The organism is Catenovulum agarivorans DS-2 (assembly GCF_000568405.1).
GTDB classification, from domain to species: domain Bacteria; phylum Pseudomonadota; class Gammaproteobacteria; order Enterobacterales; family Alteromonadaceae; genus Catenovulum; species Catenovulum agarivorans_A.
Genome location: NZ_ARZY01000029.1, coordinates 1 through 16,954, shown reverse-complemented (window position 1 = coordinate 16,954; position 16,954 = coordinate 1). Strand labels below are relative to the sequence as shown.

Annotated in this window: 15 protein-coding genes; 7 read left to right on the top strand and 8 right to left on the bottom strand. The window is 40.2% G+C overall.

The features are described from left to right. Positions 1–477 precede the first annotated feature (477 nt). The 3 genes from DS2_RS14040 to DS2_RS14030 are packed head-to-tail and all read left to right on the top strand — an operon-like array spanning position 478 to position 4,474. Complete coding sequence (locus DS2_RS14040) at positions 478–1,653, top strand: outer membrane beta-barrel protein (protein ID WP_160168573.1); 1,176 nt, start codon at positions 478–480, stop codon at positions 1,651–1,653. Continuing rightward, positions 1,653–2,168 (top strand): polysaccharide biosynthesis/export family protein, encoded by a 516-nt coding sequence (locus DS2_RS14035; RefSeq protein WP_035015464.1) that lies wholly within the window; start codon positions 1,653–1,655, stop codon positions 2,166–2,168. Before DS2_RS14040 ends, DS2_RS14035 begins: the two co-directional genes overlap by 1 nt. Next, entirely contained in the window at positions 2,168–4,474 is a 2,307-nt protein-coding gene (locus DS2_RS14030) for a GumC family protein (protein ID WP_035015463.1), read from the top strand. Before DS2_RS14035 ends, DS2_RS14030 begins: the two co-directional genes overlap by 1 nt. Positions 4,475–4,491: 17 nt before the next feature. Here DS2_RS14030 and DS2_RS14025 read toward each other — a convergent pair whose 3' ends face one another. From DS2_RS14025 to dapF, 4 genes are read right to left on the bottom strand one after another with little or no spacing between them, the layout of a single operon-like run. Then, positions 4,492–5,211 carry an HAD family hydrolase gene (locus tag DS2_RS14025; RefSeq protein ID WP_081754287.1) on the bottom strand — a complete coding sequence of 240 codons (720 nt, stop codon included), beginning with the start codon at positions 5,209–5,211 and terminating at the stop codon, positions 4,492–4,494. Next, positions 5,208–6,137 carry a tyrosine recombinase XerC gene (locus DS2_RS14020; RefSeq protein WP_035015461.1) on the bottom strand — a complete coding sequence of 310 codons (930 nt, stop codon included), beginning with the start codon at positions 6,135–6,137 and terminating at the stop codon, positions 5,208–5,210. Before DS2_RS14020 ends, DS2_RS14025 begins: the two co-directional genes overlap by 4 nt. Further along, complete coding sequence (locus tag DS2_RS14015; protein ID WP_035015460.1) at positions 6,137–6,850, bottom strand: DUF484 family protein; 714 nt, start codon at positions 6,848–6,850, stop codon at positions 6,137–6,139. Before DS2_RS14015 ends, DS2_RS14020 begins: the two co-directional genes overlap by 1 nt. Continuing rightward, positions 6,847–7,677 carry a diaminopimelate epimerase gene (dapF, locus tag DS2_RS14010; RefSeq protein ID WP_035015459.1) on the bottom strand — a complete coding sequence of 277 codons (831 nt, stop codon included), beginning with the start codon at positions 7,675–7,677 and terminating at the stop codon, positions 6,847–6,849. Before dapF ends, DS2_RS14015 begins: the two co-directional genes overlap by 4 nt. A 177-nt stretch (positions 7,678–7,854) precedes the next feature. On the opposite strand from dapF, the gene cysE reads away from it, so the two are divergent. Continuing rightward, positions 7,855–8,658, top strand: a complete 804-nt coding sequence (cysE, locus tag DS2_RS14005; protein ID WP_035015458.1) for a serine O-acetyltransferase — start codon at positions 7,855–7,857, stop codon at positions 8,656–8,658. 53 nt (positions 8,659–8,711) lie between these two features. Here the strand turns inward: cysE and DS2_RS14000 are convergent, their stop codons facing one another. From DS2_RS14000 to DS2_RS13985, 4 genes are read right to left on the bottom strand one after another with little or no spacing between them, the layout of a single operon-like run. Beyond that, complete coding sequence (locus tag DS2_RS14000) at positions 8,712–9,194, bottom strand: YajQ family cyclic di-GMP-binding protein (protein WP_035015457.1); 483 nt, start codon at positions 9,192–9,194, stop codon at positions 8,712–8,714. Positions 9,195–9,207: 13 nt separating this feature from the next. Further along, positions 9,208–9,588: a PH domain-containing protein gene (locus tag DS2_RS13995; RefSeq protein WP_035015456.1), complete on the bottom strand. Its 381-nt coding sequence runs from the start codon at positions 9,586–9,588 to the stop codon at positions 9,208–9,210. Between the two features lie 20 nt (positions 9,589–9,608). Beyond that, complete coding sequence (locus tag DS2_RS13990) at positions 9,609–10,382, bottom strand: class I SAM-dependent methyltransferase (protein WP_235188616.1); 774 nt, start codon at positions 10,380–10,382, stop codon at positions 9,609–9,611. Next, positions 10,366–11,061 carry a DNA-3-methyladenine glycosylase I gene (locus DS2_RS13985; protein WP_035015455.1) on the bottom strand — a complete coding sequence of 232 codons (696 nt, stop codon included), beginning with the start codon at positions 11,059–11,061 and terminating at the stop codon, positions 10,366–10,368. The genes DS2_RS13990 and DS2_RS13985 overlap by 17 nt, the downstream gene beginning before the upstream one ends. 252 nt (positions 11,062–11,313) lie before the next feature. On the opposite strand from DS2_RS13985, the gene DS2_RS13980 reads away from it, so the two are divergent. The 3 genes from DS2_RS13980 (at position 11,314) to polA (ending at position 16,719) form a co-directional block, all read left to right on the top strand. Beyond that, complete coding sequence (locus DS2_RS13980) at positions 11,314–11,790, top strand: YfiR/HmsC family protein (protein ID WP_035015454.1); 477 nt, start codon at positions 11,314–11,316, stop codon at positions 11,788–11,790. Between the two features lie 11 nt (positions 11,791–11,801). After that, complete coding sequence (locus DS2_RS13975; protein ID WP_035015453.1) at positions 11,802–13,457, top strand: ATP-binding protein; 1,656 nt, start codon at positions 11,802–11,804, stop codon at positions 13,455–13,457. 496 nt (positions 13,458–13,953) lie between these two features. Then, positions 13,954–16,719, top strand: coding sequence for a DNA polymerase I (gene polA / locus DS2_RS13970; protein ID WP_035015452.1), 2,766 nt, complete (start codon positions 13,954–13,956; stop codon positions 16,717–16,719). Positions 16,720–16,954 lie beyond the last annotated feature (235 nt).

Sequence of the window (16,954 nt, the reverse complement as noted above, 5' to 3'; positions counted from 1 at the left end):
AACTAATATTGCGCTTTAAATAGCTGAGCAATCTTATCATCAAATATTCGTACTAAATGGTAGGTATGTTTCATGTATCGGATAGTTTCAGTATATCTAAATAGTAGAAAAATGCGGAGTAAATATAATATTAAGAGAATTCACCTTCAAAATATGCTGAACAAGGCCCAAAAACCACTACGACATAGCAACTTCAATCACCACAAGACTTTCAAGCTACAAAAAACAAAAAATTAACAAATAAAACACAGTAAGACAGGGAAGACCAAACCAACTAAGCGCTTATTTTTTGGTGTTTTAGACATTTTATTAAATTAATGTGCAAAAAAGCTATTAACAATCCAGTAAAACTTTGCATATTGACTCGAGGTTCAGTAGAATCGAGCACAATTGCGTCAGATATATCCTACATGCATGGGTAAAAATCCCACATTAACAATAACAATTGTTGGTCTTTGGGCGCGTTTTAAGAGAAATATGCTAAAACACATAGTTAAATGCTTAGCCTTGGTTATATATTTAAGTTTACCCGCTACGGCTCAACAACCTGCTTCAATTCAAGCAAAGTTGACCACTGGGTATACCGACAATTACCTCCAAGCTAGCAATAAACAATCATCTGCCATTGTGGAAACCAATATCCAGCTTAACGCAGGTTTAAAGGTACGCTCATTCGCGCTTGGTTTGAGTGGCGGTATCAATGAAACCAATTACAAGGCTAATTCCAGTGCAGTTTTCGACCGCAACAGCCTAGCGGCTCAGCTTAATTGGCGACCAACACGACAACAAAATTTAGTCATAAAACTTGCTCATCTAAATGCTCAGATAGCACCTTGGGAAGGTATTCGTCGAAACGCTCAATCATCAACCACACCGAACAATCCGCAGCTGCAGCTAGATGAAGCCAAAAATAACCAAACAAGCTTAGGCTACCAATATAAAACAGCCAGCGAAAAAGGTGTGGTGTTTTCAACCGAGTTTTCGCAACACCAAAAACAGTATGCGGCCACAGATTCGCTCGCTTTACAAAACAACAAATCAACGAACAGTTGGAATAGCAAACTAGGTTATCAATGGCGCTCAGGCCGTCACCTGTTCATTCAGTACCAAGACAGGCGTAGCAAGTTCGATGACTTTGACCAGCGCGACAACAACAGCCAAATTTATGCACTTGGGTTTTCATGGCAAATAACCGCTATCAGTGGTATTACATTTGGAGTTGGTCAAGAAACTCGCGCACTTGCTCAAAACAATGTAGAAAACACCAGCAACTACTGGTCACTGCAAGCTAACTGGTCACCCAAAAGCTATTCAACCTTCTCATTATCAAGTCGCCAACAGCAACAAAGTAGTGAATATGAAGGTCAGATACTGCAATTAAATAAAACACATGCTGCATCATGGCAACATACATGGGCAAATGGTTTACAAAGCTCAATAAACCTTAGTCAACAAAGCATAGAGCAAGTAGCACTCAAGCGCAGAGAGAAAAAATGGCAAACAGCTATCGCATTTAGCTATAAAATTGCTCGTAGTTGGTCAACCAGCTTAGGCTATCGCTTCGAAGACCATAGCGATAGTGCAAACCGAAGAAACTATCAACAAAATAGTCTTCATTTAGCCATTCGCTATCAATTTGGTGGTAACGCCTGATGACTAAACTGTATTTATACATTTTAGTATTAGTGCCGAGTATTGTGCTGGCCAGTATCGACGGTTATAAACTGGCAGCAGGTGATACTGTTAGCATTCATGTATATGGCCAAGACGACTTGTCTGTCACCAGTAAAATAGATAAATCTGGTAGTATCAAGTACCCCTTTATTGGTAAGGTACCATTAGCTGGCAAAACGACTGATCAGGTGAATCAATTTATAACCCAAGCATTGATGGACGGATACTTAGTTAACCCTGAAGTACATGTTTATGTCTCGTCTTACCGACCATTTTACATTCATGGTCAAGTTAAAAAACCAGGTGCTTTTGCCTACCAACCTGAATTAACACTATCAAAAGCCATCGCGCTGGCTGGAGGGTTAACTGAACGTGCGTCAAGTACTTGGATTTTGAAACGCACAATCAACAATCAGAATAAAAGCATTAAGGCAGATGAACAAACAGAAATCTTGCCCGGCGACATTATCACAATAGAGCAGAGTTTCTTTTAATGGCCGAGCAAATTCAAAAAGAAGACGAGATTGACCTAAACCAGCTGTTCTCACTGTTGTGGCGAGGCAAGTGGTTTATTGTCTTCACCGTCGCTTTGTTTGCTGTTTGTGGCTTTTTATATACGCAAAACGCCACCCGCTATTATAGTGCGACAACAACAATTCAGGTAGGCATTGACCAAGGCAATGTTGTCTCTATCGACGAACTATACGTGTTAGAAGCCCGCACCAAAGAGCATTACAACACCCAAATAGAAATGCTGAAATCGCGTAATATGTTAGAGCGTGTTGTCAAACAACTGGATTTAACCGCAAGCAAATTACATGCAGCCCCAAACCCACCGATACTTGAATATATCCCACAGTTAGAACCTTGGTTGGTCAAACCGATTGCAAACGCGGGGAATTTAGACTTAGCAATCCAGCTTCAGTCGATGATCCAAATAAATCAAGTGTCGAATAGCCAGTTGATTAGCATAGTGGTTAAAGCCAAAAGTGCAGAGCTCGCGGCCAACATCGCCAATACTTTGGCCGATGTGTATATGGACTTTCACAACGACTCGCGCCAAGCGGTCAACGATAACGCCGCAGACTGGCTGATTGCTGAGCTAGAAAAGCTCAAAGGCAAACTCAATACCGCAGAGGCTGAATTACAATCCTTTATGGAAAATAACAATCTAGTCGATTTAGCTGGGGTATTAAGTCTTAAAGCAAAAGATGTTGAAGGTTTTTCAGCCCAGTTATTAGCAGCACAGAAACAGATCGACCAAATTAAGGTTCAATACAACACCATACAAAAGCTCGAAGATACAAACCTGCTGCTTTCGTCTTCTGCAATAAAAACCAACTCTTTAGTTGAAAATACCCAAAACTCAATCGCTCAACTGCAAAGAAAGCTAGCCGATATATCTCTGGTTTATGGGCCTAAACATCCAAAACACATTGCAGTCATTGAAGAAATTAAAACAACCGAAAATATTCTCGATCAACAAGTAAAAGCTTTGGTCAATGGTGTTGAACAAAAGTACCGAGCGGCAATCGAAAATTTTGCACAAATCAAACTCAATTTAGACACAGCTAAAGCGCAATATCAGCAATTGCGCAAGTCACAAAGCCTATATCGTCAGTTACAGCGTGAAGTAGAAGCGAATCAAGAACTATACGATACCTTCTTAAAAAGGTTGCAAGAAACCAAAGCAACCAAGAGCATGCAAAAAGCATTTGCCCGTATTCTTGATTATGCAATCGCGAAAAACACGCCTGTGAGTCCTAAATCTGCGCTGATTTTAGTTTTATCTGTTTTGTTGGGCGGCATGATATCTGTAATGGGCATTTTTGTCGTTGAGTTTAAACGCAAAGGTTTACTCAATGCCGATGAAGCAGCCAGCTACACGGGCTTAGATGTGTTAACAGAGTTACCAAAAATCAAGTGTCGAAAAGAAGCAACACACCATATTGAACATGATCAACTTTCGCAAAATCCATATTATATTGAAGCGATGAGGACGCTGCGCACACGCTTAAAACTATCCTTTGAAGATCAAAAAATTATTGCGGTCACTTCAGCAATGCCAGGCGAAGGCAAGTCATCTACCTCATTGCATTTAGCGAAAGCCTTCTCTGAATTAGAAAAAGTATTAGTTGTTGATGCTGATTTACATAAACCCTCTATGGCGAGTAAGCTTGGTTTACTGAAAACTCGCCCAGGTTTAGTAGAACTGATGTCTGGCCAATTTAAATTGGCGTCGTGCTTACATAGACAAAAGTCGCTGGGCTACGATGTTATTTGCGCTGGTGCGCACTGTGAAAACCCAACCAAGGTACTATTGTCACCTGACTTTTCTAAGTTACTCCGTGCATTAGCAAAACACTATGACAGAGTGATTGTTGAGACCGCACCCGTTAATTTAGTCTCGGATGCGCAAGCTATAGTCAAAGCCGTGGATGGCATCGTCTACGTGGCCAAAGCCGAAAAAACACCGCGCGGTCTAATTAAAAGCGGTATTGATATCTTGAGTCAAGTTAACGCAAATTGCTTAGGCATGGTGCTGAATCAAGTCAACTACAAACTCACTCGTTATCAATATCGCCAGTACATCAATGTACCTAAACCTGTGGTACCTGTGTCTGATAAGGTTATTTCACTTAAACCTAGATATAATCAACAAGAATTAGCTGAGTTAAAACAAAAACAGAAAGAACTATTAGCCCAATACGAGCAACTAGAATTCGGTAAAAAACGAGCAGGCTTGTTGGCTAAAAAGCGTGACGGGAAAAGCACGAAATACTCACCAAGGTATAAATAATTTAAGGTCTGTTGACTCTAGGGCTGATTTATCAACCAAAGTGTCAATTGCTCAATACTCGAAACTTGTGCATCCGGCAGAGTTGGCCCCGAAAAATGCCGCTGCTCAGGATTGAACCACACGGACTGACAACCGCTTCTAATCGCTCCTGCAACATCCGTTATTTCGCTATCACCGACATGCAATATCTGTTGAGCTTTTAATGTTAATAAACGGCTCGCTTCAACAAATAAATCCGCCGCTGGTTTCATCCGCAAATGATTACGCGGGCGCAACACTAAATCAAAAATACCACTCAAGCCAATTAAGTCTGGTTCAGCATTGCCATTAGTAATTGCTATCAATGGATAATGAGGTTTAAGGGCAATTAATTGAGCCACGATCGATTCGCTGACATTAATATTATTGCGATATTGGAAAAATAGCTGATAGGCCTGCTGTGCCGATTCTTTGGGTTTAGGGATACCATGCTGAGTAAAAAATTGTAGCAAAAACGCTTGGCGTAAAGCACTTACATCATGTGCTAATTGTAAGTTCCGTTGCGAAAAAGCGTGTTTGTGTGCCAACCATTGTGCATTGTCCAATGAAGGATAACCCGCTCCGCTTAGTTGCTGGTTAACAAATTCCAATAGTTTTTTTTCCGCATGACGGATAACTGGCACATTGTTGTATAAGGTATCATCCAAATCAAAGCTGATAGCTTTAATGGGTTGCAGCCGACGATAAATTTGCATCATTTTCGGTTTTTTCTCGCTCTGGGATGAGATTGGTCATAGACCTTGGACAAGTGTTCAAAATCTAAATGGGTATAAATTTGTGTGGTCGATAAATTTTTATGCCCAAGCAACTCTTGCACAGCTCTTAAATCTTGGGTTGATTCCAGCATATGTGTAGCAAAAGAGTGGCGCAATTTATGTGGATGCAAGTGGTGCGACAAGTTTTGTTTTAACGCCAATTGCCGCATCCTTTCTCGTACATGGCGCTCACTAATGCGTGTACCACGTTGTGAAATAAATAATGCCGTTTCATCCGCTTTTGCCCACTGCGCTCGTATTATCAGCCATTGACGGATTTTGTCGACAACAATGGAGGTCAAAGGAACTTCACGCATTTTTTTGCCTTTACCAGTAACCCGCACCATATGTTCACTACAACGAAGATCTTTAAGGTCAATGCCAATTAATTCGGCTAATCGCAAGCCACTGCTGTAAAAAAGTTCGGCTATGACATTGTCGCGAAAAGAACAAGGGTCAGCTTGTGGATCACAGTCTAGCAACAGATTAACCTGATCAACATCTAAATTTTTAGGCAAACGTTTTGCTGCTTTTGGCGCTTGCAAGTTGTGAGTAGGGTCCTGACTTATCAACTTATTGCTGAGTAAAAAATGACAAAACCCCCGCAATACAGTCAGTCTATGAGTAACCGTAGCACTCGATAGTTTGCGCTTTTTTATATCCGCCAAATGATGGCGAATAAATTCAGCGGTGGTAACTTGCGCAACTGAAGCTTCTAAATCAATAGATTGATAAGTTTGTTTCAGCTGAGTCATATAACTTCGGATAGTATGAGCCGAAGCATGTTGCTGTATTTTGAGGTGGTACTCAAACGCTTCAAGCGCTTGAGAGACTGTGAGTACACCCTCGCTATTGTCGGCTGAGCTCATCAGGAACTTGGCACATCCGTGGGTTGGCTATCTAACGAGAAGTCCAATAATAAACGATTAATCAACTTCACCATTGGCGCCAAAAAGATGGTATCCATATCACCTTGGAAATGCTGCTCATCTATGCTGCCAAACGCTAGAATACCCATATCTTTTTGCCCACCTAAACGAATAAGCGCAACCGATTTAATTGCTTGTTCGTCGGTGAAAAACAAACTCATTTCTTGCTTTTTCAAACGGCCAAAATAATAGTCATCTCGAGCTAACCTTTGTTGCAGCACTTCTTGAAATAAATTTCTTGGCTGGACTAAATTAGCTGCATGCTCGTCACTGCCAGCAATAAATAACACAAGTTTCATACCATCCAACTGGATCTGCTCAAGCAAGATTGCCCGCAATAGGTAAATCATTTGTTTGCTGTCAGGACATTCCAACAAAGCCATATATAAATTGATAAAGGCTTTATAAATGGTTTCATTGTGTTTTGCCGTACTAATCAATCGTGTAATATCATGTTCTTGTCTCGCAACTTTATCACGCAATAACTGCTGCTGGCGCTCTAACAATGACACCACACCACTAGACTCATGTGCAATTTCAACTTGACGCAACACGTCAGGGTGGCGCGAGAAAAAATCAGGATGTTCCGTCAGATAACGCGCTACATCTTCTTCGCTACAGCTTAATAGCGGCATTTGTTCATTATCACTCATATATTTATTTGCCCATCAAATACATGCACTGCAGGCCCTGTCATTTTCACCGCTTGACCTTCACCGCCCCAGCTTATTTTTAACTTTCCACCAGGTAACTCCACTTCTACTGAATTGTCTAATTTACCTTGTAAAATTCCAACAACCACAGCTGCGCAAGCACCTGTTCCGCATGCTAATGTTTCACCAGCCCCACGCTCATAAACGCGTAAGCGAATTGATTGGCGATTAATGATCTGCATAAAACCGACATTCGCACGCTCTGGAAAACGTTCATGGCTTTCGAGTATAGGGCCTAAGGTTTCAACATCGGCAGTGTCTATATTATCAACGGTTAACACACAATGTGGGTTGCCCATAGACACAGCTCCAGCCAATACATTTTGTTCATTCGCTTGAAGTATGTAGGTTTTTTCTTGGCTATTTGCTTTAAATGGGATCTGCTGCGGTGCCAGTTTAGGCACGCCCATATTTACGGTTACTTGACCATCTTTTTCAATATATAAAACAATGTTGCCGCTTTTAGTACTCACAGCAATACGGTTTTTGTTAATTAAGCCTTTTAAGCGAACAAAACGAGCGAAACATCGAGCGCCATTGCCACATTGTTCGACTTCGCTTCCGTCAGCATTAAAAATTCGGTAGTGGAAATCAATTTCAGGATCATACGGTGCTTCAACCACTAAAAGTTGATCAAAACCAACCCCAAAATTGCGGTCAGCTAATTTACTCACTTGTTCATTAGATAAAAATACGTTTTGGGTAATGTTATCAAGGACCATAAAGTCATTACCCAAGCCTTGCATCTTAGAAAAATTTATCTGCATTTTACGACTGCATTTAGTTCAAAGTTTCATTAGGTACAAAATACAAAGGATTGCGCCTAAGGTCGAGGTTTTTATTAGATCTTTGCTGCCATTTTGCCATATCAGTTTAAACAAACTTGAATCTATCCACTTTAGCCCTTATTGTGCTCAGCAGAATCAGTAAACTTACGGTTGAACATGCTCAGTAACCAACTGTGGTCACTTATTAAAAGTGAAGCACGACAAATTAGCGAACAAGAACCTTTATTGCACTCTTTTATAGAGCAATGCATTTTAACGCATCAATCTTTATTAGACGCGACATCGTTTGTACTAGCGCAAAAATTGGCTGACAATGTTATGCCACAAACCGAAATTTTTCCGCTGTTTAAAAGTTTCTATCAAACGAATCCAGAAATGCTTGAGGTAGTAGCATTTGATATCAGAGCTGTTTTTGAACGAGATCCAGCGATTGATAGTTACTTAACTGTGCTATTGCACCTTAAAGGCTTTCAAGCGATTCAGGTCCATAGGCTGGCCCATCAGTTATGGCAGCAAGATAGACGTGACTTAGCGTTGTTTATTCAAAGCCGTTGTAGCCAGGTATTTGCGGTTGATATTCACCCAGCGTGTCGAATCGGTAAAGGGGTTATGTTTGACCACGCGACGGGTATAGTTGTAGGTGAAACCGCGGTTATCGAAGACAACGTATCTATATTACAATCTGTTACTTTGGGTGGTACGGGCAACGAAAGTGGCGATCGTCATCCAAAAGTACGTCATGGGGTGATGATTGGTGCAGGGGCAAAAGTGCTCGGCAATATTGAGATAGGTTGCAATTCAAAAATTGGCGCAGGCAGTGTTGTGTTAAAAGATGTCGCACCTCACACCACAGTGGTTGGCGTTCCGGCCAAACAGGTGGGGGTACCTCGCTGTCCTGAACCTTGTCGCTCAATGCAGCAAAATGTGTTTGACGACAGCAACGCTGAGAGTGTTGACTAATCGCGAAGTGTCATAGCCAAGAAGTGCTTTATTCAAGCACTTCTATGCTCAAATTAATCTCTAAAATTGGTAAACTGAAACGGTTGTTCAAGTTCAGCGCCTCGCACCAATTGCATCACTTGTTGTAAATCATCACGCTTTTTACCTGTCACTCGAACCTGCTCACCCTGAATTGAGGCTTGCACTTTCAATTTACTATCTTTGATTAACTTGGTTAGCTTCTTTGCCATGGCAGTATCGATACCTTGGACAAAAGTGACCGTTGTTTTGTGTGTTTTACCCGAGTGCTCAAAGGCACCTACTTTAACCGCTTTAGGATCTAAATTACGTTTAGCCATTTTGCTTCGCAGAATGTCGAGCATTTGCTCCAATTGAAACTCTGCTTCGGCGGTTAATTTAATGCTTTCAGATACATATTCAAAACTCGCTTCTACGCCGCGAAAGTCAAAACGTGTCGATAACTCTCGTTGTGCATTGTCTGCCGCATTGCGTGCTTCTTCTATATTTATTTCTGTAACTATGTCAAAAGATGGCATACCTGTATTTCCACTATTTTTTTAATGCAAAGTTCGCCAAAGCTTTTTGGATCCCCAAAGTTGTGTCGCCGCTTTTTAACTCGCGTTCGATTGGTGAGTCTGCCCCAGAAATCCAAATTTTAAGCTCGGCGTCTAAATCAAAGTGACCAGCGGTCTCTAATTTAAAATGGGTTATAGCACGATATGGTATCGAATGGTATTCAACCTTTCTGCCTGTTACACCTTGTTTATCGATTAACAATAACCGAAGGTTGGTAAAAACATACATATCGCGAATTTCTTTGACCGCAAATACAACATTTTCTTCATCGGCAAGTATTGGTTGTAATTCCTGTTGAACTTCATCAGTCTCAATTTCACTGGCGTTACCCAACAATCCATCTAACAATCCCATATTTAGCTCCAGAGTTTCAATTAACTGTGTTTCAAATATACATCAAATCTGTGCTTTTTCGACTCTAAACTAAAATCTGGTTTTTGTTTATTCAAATACTCGGCATAATCCGGCCGTTTCACAACCACACGCGAGCGGCATAACTCTATCGCTGCGGGTAACAAGGCATCTGCATCTTCATCGGCGCCAACAAACCCTTGAAAGGCTTTCATCTCCTTTTTCACCGCGGCCGACTTTTTTTTGTGCGGATACATAGGATCTAAATAAACTGTATCGATCCTAGGCAATTTTGCCAAAAAATCTCTCTGTGTACTCAGCAGGCTCGCATTATACAAACCAATAAAATTTTTGGCCCAAGCAGACTGTTCAGCTTGTTGTAGTCTCCTAAGCCCATCTGACAATAAAGCCGCGACTGCACGATTGCGCTCTAACATAACCACTTTGCATCCGACACTGGCTAATACCAAACTATCTCGTCCTAATCCTGCCGTTGCATCTAGCACTACGGGTCGAATATTGTTTTTACAACCGACTGCTCGAGCAATCAGTTCTTGTTTAATGCTAACCTGCTTTCGTCGGTAAGTTGCGGCTGCCCCTAGAAAATCCACAAGGATGCCAGCCTGTTTTGGTTGTGACTGCTGAACCAATTGCAATTTACCATCTTGCCACAATAAATGTAGGTCGTGCTCAGTCGCGTCGACTAACGCGAGCTGAAAACGGCTTATAAGTTGCTCAGCATTGGCATCGAGCTGTCCACAAGGTGCAACTAAATGCACATTACTCTGCGATTGCAATTCTATTGTCTCCAACACTCATGGCTAAGATTTGACTTAACGCCTGATACGACAAGCCAGTTTCGTCTCGCCATTCATTGAAACCTTGTTGAATTTGCTGCAAGCTGCGCTTACTTGTGGCACCACCTTCTATCAGCTTGTTAGCTCTAAAGTAAGCTTCAACGTCTTGCGTCAGTAAAAATGTGTCGATTCCTAAGGCTCGCAGTGCGTACGGGCCAGTATTTCCACCTAAACGACACCCGTGCTTTTTAAGATAACCCCACAAACCTACTCTATCGCTCTCTGGCCAATCAGCTATAAACTGACTAAAAGAGTGACCATATTCTATTTGTACATCGTGAATCATCAATGCGTTTTCATAGATGCTCTGAACTTTTTTGCCATTACGAATAATTTTTGGATCGGCTGCTTTTTTCTCTAACAATTCCGCTGGCATCATCAAAATTTTTTCTATTTCAAAAGCAAAAAAACATTCTTCAAAATTAGGCCATTTGTTTTCAACCACTCGCCAAACAAAACCAGACTGAAATACCTTTTTGGTAAATGCTGCTAAAAATCTATCATCTGTGATTTGCGCTATCGCTTGGTTAGATAATGGAGTACCAACATAAGACATAACAACTTGTTCGTTGCCTTTGCGCTGAATTGCTCTTTCAATAATATTGTCAAAGCGTTCCATTTATAATCCTCTAGTCGCTGTCTAGACTGCATCATACCACTAGATTTTACAAAGTGGTTTAATTGATAACTGTTTGTTTAAGAAAGTAGCAATCAGATTTTAAGCAGCAGTTAATTCGTTATACTATAAGTAAATTATGCTAGAGTGTGTCGGGTTTAAACCCTGATAGTTTGTTCATTACAACAAAGGACCACTGTGAAAAAACGCCTCTTGTCTTGTCTGTTATTTAGCTTTTTCAGCTTTTGCAATTCTATGCTGTACGCAGAAGAGCAAGCACACAACAAAGCTCGATTGATTATTTGGGCATTATCCAATACACATTGGCAAACCATAAGTGCAACAAATCAACTAAATATGTGTAGCTTTGTGTCAGGTCACTACTCTGCCGCTCAATACGTTGAACAATATAAATTTGTAATGTCTCCGCCCTACTTCGTAAAATTCCATACTTTTGATAACCAACAAGACCTAGTCAACTTTGATATAGAACATTCATGCCAAATTTACTATTTTGATCAAACAACAAGTGCACTGAACATCGAACAAATTGTCTCTCATGCAAAACAGCGGGGACTACTAACCATTGGTAATGGAGAAAAATTTCTGACTAAACAGGGTGACATCAGCTTAATCAGCAAAGGCCAAACGCTGCAATTGAAAGTCAATGACTCGGAAAACAGCCAGCAGTTTAAAATAAAAGCTCTTTACTCAATGCCCATTAAGTTTTAGTAGGATTTAGCATGCTAAACAAAATAAAAATACCCGTTTGGATTGTCATTACAGTTCTACTGATCTGCAGTACTCTCACCACATATGTTGCCCAGCAAGCGATCAAACACTATAGTTTTTCGGCATGGTTAGATGGCAGGATAAAACCAGCCGCAACGCCGTTTGCTCAACAAGCGCAGCAACATCTATCAGCGCCATTCCACTTATTCGATGCATTTTCAACCTTAGTGGTATCTGTTCCAAACGTTTCACCTGAGCAACTCGATTTTTGGGTTAAACAGCAAATAACAAACACACCAGAAATCATGGTGGCATCATTGGCAGCATACTCAACAAACAATGCAAGATTACAGCATATATATTCAGCAGGCACAGCTGAAAAATATCAACAAGACAGTTACCAACAAACATTGTTATCTATGCTTCACAAAAGCCAGCAGCAACAAGGCGTAGTAAGCAAGCGGCTAGATAACACAACATTACTGTTAGGCAAAAAAGTACACTTAGCCAATGCCGAGTGGTTTTTCTTGTCAGAAATAGACCTTAATTTACTTAAGTTACCACTAATTAAAGCGCATCCACAAACCAAGCTGAATTTTGCATTACAAGCCTTTGATAAACAAAAAATGCAGCTGATTAACTGGCATTTTGGTAAGCTACACACCGACAAAAATCAAATACAAATCACGTTAGAATCTAGTTACTTTGATATCACGCTTTCAGCAGAGCCTACTGCAACTTTTTTACCTAAATGGCAGGCCCCTGAAGTATCTAAATTAATTGGCATTACCATTCTAGCCACTTTATTGCTCACCCTGCTGTTGTTACTAATTTGGTATCAGCAAAGACAGCAAAAAGTAACCAGCCAGTTATTACAAGAACAAAACCATACAATTCACCAACAGCTTACATCGGCCAAAGAAAGCATTAAACGAAACTCTAGATTTGCCATTATCAATGACATGGCACCAATTGCCGCTGCTGAAATTAGCCCTGCGGTTAGCCAAGCAATTAAAGCAGTCTCATCGCTAGAAGAACGTACGATTAACTTAAAGAATAAGCTAACTGATGGTCGTGTTACAAAATCACTTGTTGGTAGCTACCTAGACAATGCAACTAAACTAACGCGCGCTTCATCATCACAACTGCTTATCGCCGCTGAAGCAACCTATACACTTGAACAATTTGCTTCAGATTTAAAACAAGACACCTTGCGCAACATAAACTTGCAGCTCCATACTGCAGCTATCACGTCTATTTATAAAAAATCAAACCAACATAAAAAAGTTAAATTTATCGAAAATCTACCTGGTGACTTAGAAATTAGCGCTTACTCAGGATCTCTGACACATGCAATTTGTGTGGTATTAAACAACAGCATTGAACATGGATTTAGTGGTAAACCAGACGGAATTGTTATGATTGAAGCCTTTAAAAGCAAAGACAAGCAGTCCATACAAATGCGCATTGAAGACAATGGCAATGGCATAGACGACGACACATTGAACAAAATATTTGCGACAGAGTCTATCGATACCCACTCAGGGCTTCATTTGGCTCAACAAATCATAAGTGACAAGCTAAATGGAAAAATTGAAGTGAGTAGCAAATTAGGACGATTTACTCGGGTTAACTTAACGCTACCAATAACAGAAAACAAAAATTAGCCAAGAAACCGACACTACCCGTCAACCCATTGATTAACTTGGCTTATAAAATTTACTTATTTACTAATATAAATTGGTGTTTAAAAAAGAGTAGTAATTTTCTAATTGAACAGGTAAATTAGCTGCCACTCTTTTTTGAGTGGCTTGTATTAACTTGGTTAAACTAAAAAGTTATACAAACAGCCTAAAAGCATTCAAATAATAATAATTAACAAAGTTATCCACAAGGTGGAAATCAATCTTAAACTTTAATTAAAATAAAAAACCATAAAAATCAAAAATTTAAAATAAAAAAATTAGATAACTTGTCTATCGAATTCAAAATTTTATTAATACCTGTATTTTACTAACAGCCTTGCAATTTAATTTGTAGGTTGTTTCTTGCACATAATTCACAAACTTATCCACAGAAGTTCTTATTGTTCACCCTCTCTTAAAAAGACAAAGAATACCGTATAATGTCTTTATTTCGCGCTAACAAAAGCAATTGAATAATATGGCACAAATTCCACAAAACCCACTTGTACTGGTCGACGGTTCCTCTTACTTGTTTAGAGCTTTTCATGCACCACCCCATTTAACTAACTCAAAAGGTGAGCCAACAGGTGCGGTGTATGGCGTAGTCAATATGCTTAAGAGCTTGATAAATAAGTTTAAGCCAACACAAATGATCGTTGTCTTTGATGCAAAAGGTAAAACTTTTCGCAACGATATGTATGCAGACTACAAAGCAAACAGGCCTCCAATGCCAGACGAGTTGCGCAGCCAAATTGAACCTCTGCATAAAATTATCAAAGCCATGGGGTTGCCTTTAGTCTCTATTGAAGGGGTTGAAGCAGACGATGTAATCGGTACGCTTGCAAAACAAGCGAGCGAACAAGGTCGACATACGTTGATCAGTACTGGTGATAAAGATATGGCTCAGCTGGTTAATCAACATGTCACTTTAATCAACACTATGACTGACACAGTAATGGATGTCGATGCAGTTGAAGAAAAGTTTGGTATAGGCCCTGATTTAATCATAGATTATCTTGCATTAATGGGTGATAAGGTAGACAACATCCCAGGTTTACCCGGCGTGGGGCCCAAAACAGCCGTCGCGATGTTACAAGGAATGGGTAATATTAAAGCCTTATATCAAGATACGGCAAAGGTTGCTGAGCTTGGTTTTAGAGGGGCTAAAACCATGCCGAAGAAGTTGGATGAGAACAAAGAGCAACTTGAACTCTCGTACCAGCTTGCAACCATCAAAACCGATGTAGAGTTAGATTTAACACCAGCAGACTTTGATATACAAGCACCCGATCAAGCGGCATTAATTGAGCTTTTTCAAGAAATGGAATTTAAACGATGGTTAAGTGAAATATTGGGCCAACAGAATGGCAAATCAACAAACTCAGCGAAAGGTACTGAAGTAGCTGATGCAGCCGAGCAAGCAGCGAAAAAAGATGCAGAATATGCCTGCATATTAGATGAAACTGAGTTTAACCTTTGGCTAGCTAAATTAGAAAACTCCGAGCGTTTTGCTTTTGATACAGAAACGACCTCTCTAAACTATATGCAAGCTAGAGTGGTTGGGGTTTCTTTTGCGGTAGAACCAGGCCAAGCCGCCTATGTGCCATTTGGCCATGATTATCCTGACGCCCCCCGTCAGTTATCTGAAGAATTTGTTTTAGGCAAACTTAAGCCATTACTTGAGTCAAATAAAATCGGAAAAATCGGTCAGAATCTAAAATACGATAAACATGTTTTAAACAATCATGGTATAGAACTAAATGGTATTGAATTTGATTCTATGCTCGAGTCTTATGTGTTTAATAGTGTGGGTACTCGCCATGATATGGATAGTCTTGCACTTAAATATCTTGGACATAAAGCCATATCTTTTGAAGAAATAGCGGGTAAAGGTGCCAAGCAACTCACTTTCAACCAAATACCACTAGAGCAAGCGGCACCTTATGCAGCAGAAGACGCCGACATCTGTTTGCAATTGCATCAAAAGCTTTGGCAAGACATTCAGCAAGACGACAAGCTCACGTCGGTATTAAAAGAAATCGAGCTGCCGCTTGTACCTATCTTAAGTAAAATTGAACAAAACGGTGTATATATAGATATTCACCAGCTGGCACAGCAAAGCCAAGAAATTGAAGTGCGCCTTGCTGAGTTAGAAACAGAAGCTTTTGCAATAGCTGGTGAAAAGTTTAACCTAAGTTCAACCAAACAACTTCAAGCGATTCTGTTTGAGAAGTTAAATCACCCAGTACTAAAAAAGACTCCTAAAGGTGCGCCGTCAACCGCAGAAGAAGTTTTACAAGAACTCGCATTAGATTATCCACTACCAAAGGTCATTATACAGTATCGTGGTTTAGCTAAACTCAAATCAACTTATACTGATAAACTGCCGACTATGGTCGATAATAAAACAGGACGTTTGCACACCTCTTATCACCAAGCAGTTACAGCAACGGGTAGGTTATCCTCAACCGATCCAAATCTACAGAATATTCCAATCCGTAATGAAGCAGGCCGTAAAGTACGCAAAGCTTTTGTTGCCCAAGATGGCTATAAGATTGTTGCAGCCGACTACAGCCAAATAGAATTGCGTATTATGGCGCATTTATCTGCTGATAAAGGCTTGTTAACTGCATTCTCCGAAGGCAAAGATATTCATAAAGCGACCGCTGCAGAAGTATTTAATCTACCATTAGAGCAAGTCAGCTCTGAACAAAGGCGTAGCGCCAAAGCGATTAATTTTGGTCTAATTTATGGCATGTCTGCGTTTGGTTTATCGCGACAGTTAAACATTCCACGGAACGAAGCTCAACAATATATGGATTTATACTTCGAGCGTTATCCTGGTGTATTAACTTACATGGAAGACACACGTAAATTTGCTGAAGAAAATGGTTATGTAGAGACGATTTTTGGTCGCAGACTGCACTTGCCAGATATCAAAGCTCGAAATGGCGCAGTGCGAAAAGCAGCAGAGCGTGCAGCCATCAATGCCCCGATGCAAGGGACGGCAGCTGATATCATCAAGAAAGCTATGATCAAGGTTGCAGCGTGGATTGATGATATCGAAGTGGAAAAAATCAAAATGATTATGCAAGTGCACGATGAATTAGTGTTTGAAGTACGCGAAGATTTTGTTGATGAAGCTAGTGGTAAGATCGTTGAGTTAATGCAAAATGCCGCTGAATTAAAGGTACCTCTATTAGTAGAAGCTGGTATTGGTGATGACTGGGATCAAGCTCACTAACCTTCATTTCTAAACCTTTATTTTCCTGCCAATTAACCCGTGGATAATTACCACGGGTTGTTTTGTTTAAATAACCCCTGATTATTCGCAATCACTATTGAGTATATCTATACGAATACGCAATCATAGTTTCATAACATGCCCTAAATAACCAGTAAACAGATAAAGTCGTATATTTATATTCCTAATAAAGTTTAGTTTAACGTAAGCGTCGGTTAAACCACACCTAGCTTTT

Bases quoted from the DNA above. Each gene is read 5' to 3' on its own strand.
- DS2_RS14040 (WP_160168573.1), top strand. From the start codon at position 478: ATGCTAAAACACATAGTTAAATGCTTAGCCTTGGTTATATATTTAAGT.
- DS2_RS14035 (WP_035015464.1), top strand. From the start codon at position 1,653: ATGACTAAACTGTATTTATACATTTTAGTATTAGTGCCGAGTATTGTG.
- DS2_RS14030 (WP_035015463.1), top strand. From the start codon at position 2,168: ATGGCCGAGCAAATTCAAAAAGAAGACGAGATTGACCTAAACCAGCTG.
- DS2_RS14025 (WP_081754287.1), bottom strand. From the start codon at position 5,211: ATGATGCAAATTTATCGTCGGCTGCAACCCATTAAAGCTATCAGCTTT.
- DS2_RS14020 (WP_035015461.1), bottom strand. From the start codon at position 6,137: ATGAGCTCAGCCGACAATAGCGAGGGTGTACTCACAGTCTCTCAAGCG.
- DS2_RS14015 (WP_035015460.1), bottom strand. From the start codon at position 6,850: ATGAGTGATAATGAACAAATGCCGCTATTAAGCTGTAGCGAAGAAGAT.
- dapF (WP_035015459.1), bottom strand. From the start codon at position 7,677: ATGCAGATAAATTTTTCTAAGATGCAAGGCTTGGGTAATGACTTTATG.
- cysE (WP_035015458.1), top strand. From the start codon at position 7,855: ATGCTCAGTAACCAACTGTGGTCACTTATTAAAAGTGAAGCACGACAA.
- DS2_RS14000 (WP_035015457.1), bottom strand. From the start codon at position 9,194: ATGCCATCTTTTGACATAGTTACAGAAATAAATATAGAAGAAGCACGC.
- DS2_RS13995 (WP_035015456.1), bottom strand. From the start codon at position 9,588: ATGGGATTGTTAGATGGATTGTTGGGTAACGCCAGTGAAATTGAGACT.
- DS2_RS13985 (WP_035015455.1), bottom strand. From the start codon at position 11,061: ATGGAACGCTTTGACAATATTATTGAAAGAGCAATTCAGCGCAAAGGC.
- DS2_RS13980 (WP_035015454.1), top strand. From the start codon at position 11,314: ATGCTGTACGCAGAAGAGCAAGCACACAACAAAGCTCGATTGATTATT.
- DS2_RS13975 (WP_035015453.1), top strand. From the start codon at position 11,802: ATGCTAAACAAAATAAAAATACCCGTTTGGATTGTCATTACAGTTCTA.
- polA (WP_035015452.1), top strand. From the start codon at position 13,954: ATGGCACAAATTCCACAAAACCCACTTGTACTGGTCGACGGTTCCTCT.